Origin of the sequence: Protofrankia sp. Cas4 (genome assembly GCF_963555915.1) — a bacterium.
Lineage (GTDB): Bacteria > Actinomycetota > Actinomycetes > Frankiales > Frankiaceae > Protofrankia.
Genome location: NZ_CAUVXL010000007.1, coordinates 17104 through 29113, shown reverse-complemented (window position 1 = coordinate 29113; position 12010 = coordinate 17104). Strand labels below are relative to the sequence as shown.

General features: G+C 66.4%; 13 protein-coding genes and 1 tRNA gene. 2 read left to right on the top strand and 12 right to left on the bottom strand.

The features are described 5' to 3' along the window. Positions 1 to 195: 195 nt before the first annotated feature. The gene (locus tag U9979_RS00645) at positions 196 to 1119 is read right to left on the bottom strand and encodes an AEC family transporter (protein ID WP_416210678.1); all 924 of its coding nucleotides are present in this window, start codon (positions 1117 to 1119) and stop codon (positions 196 to 198) included. Positions 1120 to 1280: 161 nt separating this feature from the next. Here U9979_RS00645 and U9979_RS00640 point away from each other — a divergent pair, with 161 nt between their 5' ends. Next, a complete protein-coding gene (locus U9979_RS00640; RefSeq protein WP_322777814.1) occupies positions 1281 to 1994 on the top strand; it encodes a DedA family protein in 714 nt (237 codons plus the stop codon). A gap of 271 nt (positions 1995 to 2265) precedes the next feature. On the opposite strand, the gene U9979_RS00635 is transcribed toward U9979_RS00640, so the two are convergent. From U9979_RS00635 to U9979_RS00585, 11 genes are all read right to left on the bottom strand, one after another. Next, the gene (locus U9979_RS00635) at positions 2266 to 2481 is read right to left on the bottom strand and encodes a hypothetical protein (RefSeq protein WP_322750454.1); all 216 of its coding nucleotides are present in this window, start codon (positions 2479 to 2481) and stop codon (positions 2266 to 2268) included. Between the two features lie 802 nt (positions 2482 to 3283). Continuing rightward, the gene (locus U9979_RS00630) at positions 3284 to 3598 is read right to left on the bottom strand and encodes a hypothetical protein (RefSeq protein ID WP_322777813.1); all 315 of its coding nucleotides are present in this window, start codon (positions 3596 to 3598) and stop codon (positions 3284 to 3286) included. A 209-nt stretch (positions 3599 to 3807) separates the two neighbouring features. Beyond that, entirely contained in the window at positions 3808 to 4011 is a 204-nt protein-coding gene (locus U9979_RS00625) for a helix-turn-helix transcriptional regulator (protein WP_416210412.1), read from the bottom strand. A 300-nt stretch (positions 4012 to 4311) separates the two neighbouring features. Next, positions 4312 to 4384: transfer RNA gene (locus tag U9979_RS00620), tRNA-Ala, on the bottom strand. Positions 4385 to 4527: 143 nt separating this feature from the next. Further along, complete coding sequence (locus tag U9979_RS00615; protein ID WP_322777812.1) at positions 4528 to 5223, bottom strand: hypothetical protein; 696 nt, start codon at positions 5221 to 5223, stop codon at positions 4528 to 4530. A gap of 450 nt (positions 5224 to 5673) precedes the next feature. Then, a complete protein-coding gene (locus U9979_RS00610) occupies positions 5674 to 5805 on the bottom strand; it encodes a DLW-39 family protein (protein WP_322750450.1) in 132 nt (43 codons plus the stop codon). Positions 5806 to 5918: 113 nt separating this feature from the next. Then, positions 5919 to 6461: a YbhB/YbcL family Raf kinase inhibitor-like protein gene (locus tag U9979_RS00605; protein WP_322777811.1), complete on the bottom strand. Its 543-nt coding sequence runs from the start codon at positions 6459 to 6461 to the stop codon at positions 5919 to 5921. 572 nt (positions 6462 to 7033) lie between these two features. Then, a complete protein-coding gene (locus U9979_RS00600; protein ID WP_322777810.1) occupies positions 7034 to 7669 on the bottom strand; it encodes a DUF4232 domain-containing protein in 636 nt (211 codons plus the stop codon). A gap of 214 nt (positions 7670 to 7883) precedes the next feature. After that, a complete protein-coding gene (locus tag U9979_RS00595) occupies positions 7884 to 8159 on the bottom strand; it encodes a hypothetical protein (RefSeq protein ID WP_322777809.1) in 276 nt (91 codons plus the stop codon). A 12-nt stretch (positions 8160 to 8171) separates the two neighbouring features. Next, a complete protein-coding gene (locus U9979_RS00590) occupies positions 8172 to 8966 on the bottom strand; it encodes a hypothetical protein (protein ID WP_322777808.1) in 795 nt (264 codons plus the stop codon). Between the two features lie 416 nt (positions 8967 to 9382). Beyond that, on the bottom strand, positions 9383 to 9607 hold the full coding sequence (locus U9979_RS00585) for a hypothetical protein (RefSeq protein WP_322777807.1): 225 nt from the start codon (positions 9605 to 9607) through the stop codon (positions 9383 to 9385). 590 nt (positions 9608 to 10197) lie between these two features. On the opposite strand from U9979_RS00585, the gene U9979_RS00580 reads away from it, so the two are divergent. Then, the gene (locus U9979_RS00580; protein WP_322777806.1) at positions 10198 to 11763 is read left to right on the top strand and encodes a peptide deformylase; all 1566 of its coding nucleotides are present in this window, start codon (positions 10198 to 10200) and stop codon (positions 11761 to 11763) included. The last annotated feature ends 247 nt before the right edge of the window (positions 11764 to 12010 follow it).

Sequence of the window (12010 nt, the reverse complement as noted above, 5' to 3'; positions counted from 1 at the left end):
TGCTGGTACTGAGAGTTCCAGACCGGCGGTGCCAGTGCGCCGACAAAAAACTGGCCTTCACCGCGTGCCGAGACCAGATGCTGACTCGGGCCTGGCCTCCGGACGATGTGACTTTCGTGCTGCTCCCATCGCAGCAGATTCACATCCTTCGGAGGCCAGACCGGCGGGTATCCACTCCAGTGGGACAGCGCAGCGTCAGCCCTGCAGGATCCATGACCAGATGGGCAGCGTGAGCAGGGACGCCGGCACCCCGACGCCGACCATCAGGCTCGGCAGTGGCGTCGCCAGGTCGTAACGGGTGGCGATCATCGCCCCGGCGACCATCGGCGGCATCGCGGTCTCGAACAGCGCCACCTGCACCCCGTGGTCGTCCAGAGAGCCGGTCAGGGCGTAGGCCCCGAACACCAGGGCAGGGCCGATGACGAGCTTGACCAGCAGGCCGATCGCGAGCTCCCGGTGCCAGGTGCGCAGCGCGCCGATGCGCAGCTGCAGGCCGATCGAGAACAACGCCAGCGGGGTGAGCGTCGAGCCGAGGGCCGTCAATGCCTCGGTGAGCCAGCCCGGAAACGCCACCGGACGCAGGATCAGCCCGGTCAGCAGCGCGATCAGGGCGGGCGCCGTGAATAGCCGACGGACGATCTCCATCCGGGTGACACCGGCCCCCGATGCCGTGGCCGCCACCGCGATGACCACCGTCCCGACGATGACGAACGAGCCGAGCTGGTCGACGAGAAGCGCGACCGGTACCGAGTCCGCCCCGAAGAAGGCCGTGACCATCGGTATGCCGACGAAGGATGTGTTGGCCACAGCGGCGGTGACGATCAGCGCACCGACGACGTCCCGGCGCAGGCGCAGGACACGGCCGATGCAGAGAAACAGCGTCGCGCCGACGACGAACAGCAGGTACGGGCCGGCGATGATGAGCAGTAGGTTGGCTGGGAACACCACGCTGTGTAAGACGCGGAGCGCCAGGGCGGGAAGGGCGACGTCGAGGACCCAGAAAGTGACCATCTGATGGGCGTCATCGGCCATCTGGCCGCGCCGTCGTGCCGCGCTGCCCGCCACGATGCCCGCCATCAGACCAACGACCAGGACGAGTAGGGCGGACACGTCCGGCATCCTGTCAGGCGTTGGTGGGAACCCCACAGCGGGCCGTATCCAGCCGCGCAGCCGTTGCTGGATACGCTCGTTGCCGTCTGCGAAGAGTGCCCGGTCGAGGTGGGAACCGAATCGGCCGCCAGCCGCCTTTGCGTCCCGAGCCGCTCCGGAGGCCCAGCACAGTGTCTGCTTCAGTGTCCACGATCGCCTCGAACACCCTCGCGCTCGGCCCGAGCTTTCTGGATGCGCAGCATCTGGCCAAGGCGGGTCTGATCGTCGTCCTATTGATCGTTTTTGCCGAGTCCGGCCTGTTGGTCGGGTTCTTCCTGCCCGGCGACTCGCTGTTGTTCACAGTCGGTCTGCTTGTGTCCAACCACACGTTGTCCACTCCGCTGTGGCTCGCCTGTCTTCTGATCTCGATCGCCGCGATCCTCGGCGACCAGACCGGTTTTCTGTTCGGACGCAAGGTCGGCCCCACCCTGTTCCGGCGTCCCGACTCACGGCTGTTCAAACAGGAGAACGTGGAGAAGGCCCGCGACTTCTTCGAGCGCTACGGACCCCGTTCGATCATTCTTGCCCGCTTCGTGCCGATCGTCCGGACGTTCACCCCGATCATCGCGGGCGTCAGCGGCATGAACTACCGGCTCTTCAGCACCTTCAACATCATCGGTGGGCTGCTGTGGGGTAGTGGCGTCACAGTGATCGGATATTTTCTCGGCAAGGTCCACTTCGTGGCGGACAACGTGGAGGGAATCTTCATCGGGATCGTGCTGCTCTCGGTCATCCCGATCGCCTTCGAGCTGCTGCGGGCCCATCGCCGGGGAAACCGGCCAGCCCAGAGCTCGGATGCACCTCGACGCACACCACAGTCGCGTCCGCTGAGCGATCAGGACTGACACCGGCTACCCGCGGGCTGCGCAAGGACGGACTTGCGGTTGGAAACCGGGTCAGCTAGGCCCGTCGAACCGGCCCGGCGGCAGAGGTTCGGGCGGCCCGGGTTCCTCGTCCCGGATGGCATTAGGGCCGCAACCAGCGGCCCACACGGTCCGACACCGTTCGCAGTCCTCGGCCGCGCGGATGCCCTTGAGCGGATTACCTGGCCGACGTCGGGCGCGGCGGTGATCGGGACAGCGTAGTGAGACGAACGTCGCCAGAACGGGGGTCGCGTCAGCCACCGATCGTCCCTTTCCCTTGGCACACGGTGCAGTCGACTTCGTTCGAGCCGGTGAAGCCGCCTTCCTCGTCACGCTCCAAGGTGTCCTTGAGTACCTTGCTGGTACCGCGGCAGGTGTCGCAGGTCCGCAATCCAGCCTCCCGGCCGTCTTGCTGCCCGCGTCCGCCGAGCTCTCGTTTGCGCCTCTCGCGGCCCTTGTCCTGTGCCACGGCCGCCTCCACGGGTACTCATCGCCGTGACCGCCACGTTACGGACGGGGCAGGACGCTAGCAAGAGTGCATGAGGCCCGCGTTCTACGTGTCTCGTGTCGTGCTTGCGTGCTTGCGCGCTCGTCAGCTTGCTTTGGAGCGAGTAGCGAACTGGTCGAGCAGGGCGTCGATCCCTTCGACAGTGGGGGCAACCTGTACCCCAAGTCATGACAGGTGTAGCCCAGCGCACGCCAGCCTGCCTGTGGCGTAGACGGCCGGATCTGACCGGTTGGCGGCACGCCTTCGCATACCACGGCCTGTTCTTGATCCCGCTGTCCGCGAGCGCAGCCTCAATCCCGCGGGCACAGCTCCGGGCCGCACCCTCACGCAACTCCGCTGGCCCGGTAGTCGGACCCCGGTACCGCCGCCGTATCCCGCAGCAGAGTGGCAGCCTCGTGCCGGCCACGAGGCTTCATCGTTTGCCATGTGATGCCGCCGGTGAACAGAATCCGGGTGGTGGGGCCGGGGTGCGTAGGTCGTTAAGGCCATCCTGATGACCGGAACCACCTACCGTTCGGCCGAATGTCGTCCGACAGTAGGTGGAATTGGCCGTTATGATGACGTTTTCTACCTAAGATGTCATTGCATGCGATAAATCTGGCCGATGGGCCGGGTACACCTTTAAGGATCTGGAGTTGCCGTAGGGCCGCGGTATGCAGCCTCGACCCACCTACCGCTGCGACCTCTCCGACGACCGCTGGGCACTGATCGAACCGTTCCTGACCGCTTGGCGGGCCAGGAACGCCGGACGCTGCGCAGCAACCTACGGCCGCACGATCACAAACATATACATAGAGTAACATACTGTAAAATAATCGGCGTCAATGTTCCAGAAGATCGAAACCCTTCCCGGCCCCGGGCGGTACTCGCGGGAGCCCTTTGCTACCTGATCGACATCTGCACCGTGTTCGCCAGGCTCGTCCACGACAGCATCGCCACGCTGGTCGACCGAACCAGCCGGTTCGTTGTGCTCGTCCGCATCCCCTACGACCGCACCGCCGAGCGGGTCGCCATTCAGCTGTCCCAGCAGTGGGCCGGGATGAAAAACGGGCGGGAAGAAGTAAAGTTGCGGAATCACGAGACACTACACCCGTCGGGCGGCTCCGAGGGGCCACAAACCTTCATCCCACGCAGCACCGTATCGAGCAAGGTTTGCCCACCTGACAACTTGAATAATCTTCCCGGTGCTGTTCAATTCCCCCGGTTCGGTTGTCCGGGAACCGTGCTGGCATGTCATCGCGGCCCACATGCGGATGATTCTCAGCCGTTTATCGGGTCGACCCGGGGCTACACCGTCCAACGGTCGGGGTCGGCACCGCCGAGCCAACGGTCGATGTCGGAACGCCGCCAGACCCGGGTCCCACCCCAGGTCGCAGTCCGGTTGACCACCGCGACAGGAGCAGGCGCACGGGGATCGGTCCGCATCCGGTGGTCGACAGCCTGGCGGGTCACCCCGAGGACGGCGGCGATGTCGGAAGACCCCACGAACATCGGCGGCTCGTCCACAACCGTTGACGATAGCCTGCCCACGCGCGACCGCAGACCCAGATCAGGCTCTTCATACGGCAGGGCCGCTTCGCCGAGGCCGTGACGACACAGCGGCGGACCAAGGCCAAGACCAAGACCAAGATCAAGACTACGGGTAGCGCGCATTGGCTACACGGTTGGCTACAATCTCCCGGCGGCCGCGCTCGCCGCGGTCGCATCGGGGGTCCGGGGGTTGTCCCCCGGGAAGGCATAACGGCTGGTGGCGAAGCCGACGGCGGTCGGCGAGCAGCATGATCGAACGAGTGGAGACGAGGGGAATCGAACCCCTAACCCCTGCCTTGCAAAGGCAGTGCTCTGCCAATTGAGCTACGTCCCCTCGAGGGGAAACTCTTCTAAGAGTACGGCACGCAGCCGGTAGCGGGCAGGTAGCGGGCCGGTCGCGGATGAGACCGCACGGGGCGCGGGTTGTGCTCCGCGGAGCACAACCCGCGCCCCGTCCCTACCCGGTGGCCTGTCGTGTCAGGAGTTGCAGGATGCAAGCCCCAGTGCCCTCAGGAGGGATCCGGCAAAATTCGCATCCTCCGGGCAGGAGGGCGTCGGTGCGGGTTGCGGCGACGGCGGGCTGGCCGAGTCGCCACCCCGCGTCAGCTCGGCCGTGCCGGCTGTCGAGGCGGACTCCTGGCCGGCTGAAGGCGAAGCCGCCGGGTTGGGCGCATTCGCCGGTGCGGCGGTGGATGGCCCGGTTGACGCCGCGGCCACAGGCCCCGCCGGATCGCCGGTGGGCGGACCAACGCCGCCCGGAGCCGCTGACGCTCCGACCGGGTCAAGCACGGACGTGGTACCGGCAGCCACCAGCCGCGGGTTGTTGCCCGATGCTGCCGGCGGCCGCCTGGGAGCAGCCGCCGCCGCAGCCGAAGCGGTGGTCACCCCGTCCTGTGCGTCCCGCGCGTCCTGCCCGGAAGGACCCACGATGCCGGGTGACGTCGTCGCCGCGCTGGCCGGCCCGTCACCCGACGTACCTGGACGGACCACGGTCGTTTCATGCTGTCCGCCGCCCGAGAGCACAGCCGACACAACGAGCAGAATTATAGCTACGAATCCGCCCAAACCAGCACCCACGGCAACCTCGCGAGGCCGAGGAGTGTCGTCATCCGACCCGCTGGCGCCGATCAGGTGCCGTGATTCGCCGACGGGCACGCCGCTGTCGCTTGTCATCCGTCCCCTTCATGCCCGGAGCTACCTTCCAGGCGCCCGGACCGATCCCGGGCGTCCCCGTCCGACAGCCAGCTCTCACAACGCTTCGCCTACAACTTAGACACAAACGGTAATGAGACACATAGGATGCCAAAGGGAACTCAACCACAACCCCACTACTGGCGGGTTAAGCCCTCGGAAAAGGGCATGGGAGTCCAGGATTGAAGATCTTTAACGACCAGGGCATGCGGGTCCACCGGAGACTCCACGCAGCCGGAACCGGCCAGGCATCACAGCGGGCCGGCGGGTCGTTCACCGCCGACAGGCGCACAGGCGCACAGGGTCCCCGGTGGATGGCCGGAGGTCGAACCTGAACCATCCACCGGAGATCACACGATCACAGGGGTGACCGATACCTCAGGGCTGAGAGAGGAACACACGGCCTGACAGGACGGTCCTGCGGGCGGGACGTCAGTTCAGGTTGATGGCCGTGGTCGCCTCGTGCCAGAGGTCGACCTCGTCCTTACCCCGCCGACGGCGCACGACCGTCGCCACGGCGCCGGCGCCGGCGACAACTGCGAGAACTACGAGCTTGCGAATCATGTAGGTCAACCTACCCGCGTCGGGCGATGCTTGCCCACCCGCCTGGTGCGACCCGTTGTGGGCAGCCGTGGGCGGTCGCGGCCACTCGATTCCCAACAGGCGCCGGGAAAAGGTCAGCGCTGGTAGGTGGCCCGAAGGACCCCGCGGGCGAGGGTGTGGAACGTCAGGTTGAACCCGACCACCGCCGGTGAGACGGAGTCGGGGATCCCGAGCGAGGGGACGTCGACCGCATGGACGGCGAAGACGTACCGATGTGGACGGTCACCTTCCGGAGGTGAAGCGCCACCGAAATCGACTGTTCCATAATCATTGCGGACGTGGAAGGAGCCCGCGGGTAGGCCGGAAAGGTCACCGCTGGCCACTCCGTGCGGCAGTTCGGTGACCGAGGCCGGAATGTCGACCAACGTCCAGTGCCAGAAGCCGCTGCCCGTCGGTGCGTCCGGGTCGAAACAGGTGACAACGAAGCTCTGCGTCCCCGGCGGGAAACCCGTCCACGCAAGGTGCGGCGAGAGGTTCTGCCCGCCTGCGCTGGTGTGGACAGCCGTCAGCGGGAGCGTGTCACCGTCGGCGAAGTCGTCACTGGTGAGGGTGAACAACGGCGCGGGGGGGAGGGTATCGAAGGGGTCCGGGGACGTGCCGCGATCGAGCAGAGACATCAGCCAGCCTCATTTCCATTGTCAGATGATTACCGTCGTGCTGTGACATTGGTCGTGCTGTCGCATCTGCTGGGACACGACTTCTGTCGTGACACGACTGTTACGTGTCCGGCACAGCATTTCTCATGCAACCTCGGCGCGACGTGGCTCACCGGGTCCGTCGGGTCCCAGGCGGTGTTGCCCATCCACACGCAGCCACGACGCGGGTCACCTAAAAGGTAAAGTTATGTTAACTTAACTTTGAAGGGATTGGCGGCGACACGGCACTCGACATCTCGCCCCGAGGCTGGTAGATGATCATAAATAGCGTCCTGAAAAGGACCTTACGGGCACGGTGGTGCGCGGTGGGCGCCCGCAGAAAAACTCGGGCTCGTTGCGGGTTTTTGGGTGCCAAGTGGGACGCGCGGGCCTCCGGCCCGCTACCCTGGGAGCGTCCCGGTGGGGTGACTACCGACTCCCCCCGTGTTGGTGGTTTCCCACCGGGGCGCTTCCCCTCGGCGCAGCGGGGAAGTCGTTCATCGCCGTTACCGCCCGCGCAGGCCCTCGCGCATGCCTTCGGGACAGGTACGCGCTTACGCTCCGGGCGTGAGGGCCATGATGTAGGTGCCGGGATGCGTCGCGCCTTCCTGGTTGACGATCGGTCCGTATGTCCACGGCAACACGGTGGAACTGCGCTCATCGGGTGGCGTGATGCCGAGGCGCGTCGCGGCAAAATCGGAGCTGCTGGCCGTGTCATCGGCGAGGTAGGTCAGCGTCGCGTGCGCGTTCGCGCCCGGTGCGAGAACGATCCTCGTGCTGCTGACGAGCGGGGATCGCGGGATGTCATACGTGGCTCCGTTCGCGGACAGCAGCTGCGCGCCCGGGAATCCGTACATGCTGCATCGGGTCGCCGACCGGTTCGTGAACGTCACGGGGATCTGGCGTTGTGACGCGGCGACGGTCGTGACCGTGCCCAAAGTGACGGCGAGGCCCGCCATGGCGCACCGCGTGATCTCCGCAGGTATGGCAGCCTGGCCGTTGGTTGCCGTCGACGGCGTCGATCCGGGGGAGACAGACGTCGATCCGGCGGAGACTGCCGATGACGGAGTGGCCGCCGAATGCACGGCACCGGCCGAGCCACTGCAGGACGCGGCAACGAGCGGTAGCACGAGCGGTAGCACGAGCAGCAGTACTTTCCGGCGCGGCACCCGATCGAGGTGTCGATGCATGTAGCCCCCAGGGCAGGTGCGCGGTTTCGGATGGAACGCGCGTGTTTCACCATTATGTCGTACACCGGCGTCGCCGACACCGACCCACGCCGCCCGCGCTACCCACCAAGGCGTGGATTAACCAACTCCAGGCGATCATCGAGACGGAGGAGCCGCCACACACAGGCCAAGCCGCTTGATGTCTCATCGAGTTTGACAGGTTCCGGGCAGCGGATCAGGCTCCGGTGAGCCCCTCTCGGACTGCGATGCCGGCGAGCCGGTCACCCTCCAGGTGGAATTCGATCAGCCATTTCGCCGAAATGAGCGGCCACCGCCCCCGCGCGGGTGCCGAGCACCGGATGACGCCGCCGACTGCCTCCGAACACTCCACATGCTGCGCGGCGGCGAAACTCCGGATGGCCGACGAGTCGCTTCCCAGCGGAAGGGCTTCCAGCAGCCGAGTGCGTACATCGGCAGCGGTCTTCAGTCGCTTCCACCGGATTCCGGCCATCGGGGTGCTCCGTCAAAGAATCTGGCCCCATCCAGGGGCGATCATCACTGGCTTGTTCTCGGGCACACCACTCTTGTTGAGGATCGTACGCGCGACGGAGTTGCTGTTCGGTCCGGTCGGCTGGTACGGAATCGCCGCCGCGTCGATCCGGCTCAGCTCCCTGGTGAAAGAGGCGTCCTTCCCGTGCGCGGCCGGGCCCGCCATGACCGTCGTCGACGGGGCACCGGGCTCCCAGTCGATGGTGCCCGGTGTGTACGGGCCATGATCGCATTTGATGGCGCCGTATCCGCCCGGACCACCCCGGCCGCTCGGTCCGCCCCGGAAGAAATAAGGGGTTCCGGAGGCGTCGATATAGATCACGAACAGGTGGTAGACCGGCAGTCCGGCCAGCCCTCGGATCTTGGTGGCCCGAACGTCGATCTGGCCGGAGGGCGGGGCCGCCGCCCGCTCCTCACCCGAGCCGGTATCCGCACCCGCGTCATCGGGCTGGGTGTCGACACCCGCGATCGCTCCGGCGTCATGGATATCGCGGTCCACGTCCTGGCCACCGTCCTGCTCGCCGTTCTGGGCGGCGTCCTGGCCGGTGTTCTGGCCGGTGTTCTGGCCACGGTCTTCATCCGAGGAGGACGATGACCACTGGCGCTGAACCTGGGGCTGCAGGGTTGTCAGGAGGCTTGTCATCGCGCGGTTGCCCACAGTGCTCTGCAACGCCAGCAGGTCGAGGCCGCCAACCGGTGCCGGGGACACCTTGGACGGCCGGGCATGAGCCCGCACCGTTGGGGCGAACTCGGGGTCCACATATCGCATGCGGAGTCCTCCTCCTACCAATCCCGCCTTGGAGTAAACCGTGCCGCCATAGGCGCTGGCGAGCGCTCAGGGGCAGCCTTTCGGGCAGTCGTACCGGCAGTCGACATCACGTACAACCGTGGGAGCAGGGCACGGAGTGCTTACCGGCGGTCCTGGGCGAGCCCAAGGCGCGGCTGCTGCGGTTTCACGCCGGCCTCAGCGTCGGGACACGTTGACTACGATGCGTGACACTGGGTTTGTGGACATATGGAGCAAGACCCTCTATGGGGAGCGGCCACGTCGTCCTGATGCACGCGGGACGTGGGAGGCAAGACCCGGCTGAGGTCGCCCACAACAATGCCCATGATGCCTGCCACCACGAGTGGGACATTCGCCGAACTCTCGACCAAGTGGGTCCTGCTGACCAGCGGTGGCGATCAGGCGCTGTGATAAGGCGCTGCGGGAAGGTGTTCGTCGCCGTCCGCGACGATTTCACGGGCGTAGGCGTCGAATTCTTCCAGGCTGCGGAAGGCGGTCGTGCGGCCCGTCACGATGTCCTCGTCGGCCTTACGTTCGCCGGCCTGCCAGGCTGATGTCCAGAACCACGCCTGGTCGGGGGGAGGGTCGTCACATGGGGTGGTGCCCATCGTGAACTCGATCATCGCACCGGCATCCCTCGCCATGGCTCGTCAGGCGCCGCGCTGTTGGCTGCCACCAACGGTCTGGAGAGCGTCAAACCGGCTCAGGCTACAGCGGAGGACCAGCTTCGGGGTCATCCAGCGGGCCCCGGACGGGTGGGATCCTCCGGAAGCGACGCCCACATCCGGATCAACTCAGCCGGAGATGCCATTGGCCGGATCGTCACCACGTAGTGCTCGGCTTCGTCGTCCGCCGTGTCCGTGCTGGCCACCGTCACGAGTTCTCCACCATCCCGTTCTGTCCCGATCCCGTCGGTTGTTGGGCGCCGGCCCGGCTCTGCGCAGACCGCTCGACACGAGGCGGGGCCGGCTGACAACAAGCCTGACGGTCAACAGGGCAGCCGCGGAACGCCGAGGTGGCATGGAGTCACGGCATGGGTGCCGAAGCCCGATGAGAGCTGCCGACCGGTTGCCGAACGATCGCCGGCCGCTGCGGAAGCCCTGCCGCACAAGCGGATATACCGGGGCGGCATGGCCGCGCTACGCTCAGCGTGCCGGCATGTGCACGCGGCTGCGGTCAGCCATGCGGCTACCCCTGAGACGGCGGAGGACCGGTGCGAGAACCCGCTCCCCCCTACACGGTCTCGCCCGCCTTGCTGGTCCGGGACGACATGCGCGCCGCCCTCTACGCTCACGATTTTGCCGCCGCCTTCCTGCTGATGCGTAAGTGGGACCACGCCAGCCAGGACCGGATCGCCTCGCCGATCGACGGCTTCAGCCAGCCGCGGATCAGCCGGATCGTCCGCGGCGAGGAACGGATCCAATCCCTGGAGGTCATCGAGTGGATCGCCGACGGCCTTCGCATTCCCGGCGCGTTCCTACGGCTCGCCCCGCGCTCCTGGGAAGCCGACACACCAGCGGGCGCCGCGCACCCGCAGACCATCGACCCGGCGGAACCGGAGACCTCACCCGGCCGGGACGTCGGCACCGGCGGTCTGGTGGTTGAGGAGGACTTCGCCGAACTGCGTTACGACGGCGGGGTCTACTACCCGCAGCAGCGCCGCCGGATCACTAACGTCGGGTCCGAACCGGTCACCCGCTACCTCATGCGGATCTCCGTCGACCGGTATCCGGGCGACCCGGAACGGTCCGCGCGGCTGTACCGGGCGAACCCGCTGCGTTGGGATTTCCTGCGTCTGGCGGCCCGATGCGACGGGGAGGAGATGTCCTGGACGGTGAAGACCGACTGGGACGCTCTCAAGGAAGTCTGGCTGCTGTTCGAGAACGTCCGCCGTCGGTTTCCGCTCTACCCCGGGGACACCGCGACCATCGAGTACGCCTACCAGGTCCGTGAGGACAAGTGGGGGCAGTGGTTCCAACGTGCCGTGCGCACGCCTACCCGGCATCTGTCGGTCAGCCTCGACTTCCCCGCCGACCTTGATCCGGTGGTGTGGGGAATGGAGACGTCCACGACAGCCGACGCGTTTCCGTTCCGAACCGCGATCCGGCGGGAGGGTACCGGTGACCGGCGGATCTTCTCCTGGGAGACGCACCATCCGCCGCTGCACACCCGCTACCGGCTGGAGTGGAACTTCCGCACCGCAGCCCCCGTCCCGAACGAGTCCATGAGCCCGAGCAGTCAGATGGCGTCGGTCGGGATCGTCCAGGACGACGCCGAGATCCTACGACACCCGGCCCGCTTATTCGATCTTCCTATGGAGGACGAGGATGCCCGCCGCGTCATCGCGGAACTGGTCTCGGCCATCGCCCGTGTCGCCGCCCTGCATACCTTCGGTAAGGGGATGGGGATCGCGGCACCCCAGATCGGGATCAACCGTGCCGCCGCGATCGTCCGAGCTCCGAACGGGGAGACAGTCACCCTGCTCAATCCCCGGATCGTCGAGGAGTCCCCGGACAGCGACGAACAGTACGAGGGATGCCTGAGTTTCTTCGACGTCCGGGGCCTGGTACCTCGCCCGCTGACGATCCACGTCGAACATACCGATATCGATGGGACTCGGCACATCACCGTCTTCGACCGGGGTCTCGCCCGGCTTGTCGCACATGAGATCGACCATCTGTGCGGCCATCTCTACACCGACCGGATGCGGCCGGGTGTCGGGCCGATCCCGGTGGAGCAGTACCGGGGTACGGGATCAGCCTGGACCTACAACCAGTAACAGGCACACGCTCCACGGCCAGGAAGCGTCGTTACGGTCATGCCGCGTCCGTCGCCGTGCACCTACTATGATCTTCCGCCGGCAATGCTCCCACACGCAAAGACCGACCGCCGAAGGCCATCGCCAAAGCGGTCGGACGTTGAGGAAATGCCAAGCTTTGTAGGACGTACCGGTGTGGAGCACCCGCCGACGGCGGGCGCTCCACACCGAACGGGTCAGACCGGGCGGACGTGCTCGGCCTGCGGAC

Excerpts from the sequence above, each read along its gene's own strand:
- U9979_RS00645 (WP_416210678.1), bottom strand. The coding sequence starts at position 1,119 with ATGCCGGACGTGTCCGCCCTACTCGTCCTGGTCGTTGGTCTGATGGCG.
- U9979_RS00625 (WP_416210412.1), bottom strand. The coding sequence starts at position 4,011 with ATGTTCGTGGGGTCTTCCGACATCGCCGCCGTCCTCGGGGTGACCCGC.
- U9979_RS00615 (WP_322777812.1), bottom strand. The coding sequence starts at position 5,223 with ATGACAAGCGACAGCGGCGTGCCCGTCGGCGAATCACGGCACCTGATC.
- U9979_RS00610 (WP_322750450.1), bottom strand. The coding sequence starts at position 5,805 with ATGATTCGCAAGCTCGTAGTTCTCGCAGTTGTCGCCGGCGCCGGCGCC.
- U9979_RS00605 (WP_322777811.1), bottom strand. The coding sequence starts at position 6,461 with ATGTCTCTGCTCGATCGCGGCACGTCCCCGGACCCCTTCGATACCCTC.
- U9979_RS00600 (WP_322777810.1), bottom strand. The coding sequence starts at position 7,669 with ATGCATCGACACCTCGATCGGGTGCCGCGCCGGAAAGTACTGCTGCTC.
- U9979_RS00595 (WP_322777809.1), bottom strand. The coding sequence starts at position 8,159 with ATGGCCGGAATCCGGTGGAAGCGACTGAAGACCGCTGCCGATGTACGC.
- U9979_RS00590 (WP_322777808.1), bottom strand. The coding sequence starts at position 8,966 with ATGCGATATGTGGACCCCGAGTTCGCCCCAACGGTGCGGGCTCATGCC.
- U9979_RS00585 (WP_322777807.1), bottom strand. The coding sequence starts at position 9,607 with ATGATCGAGTTCACGATGGGCACCACCCCATGTGACGACCCTCCCCCC.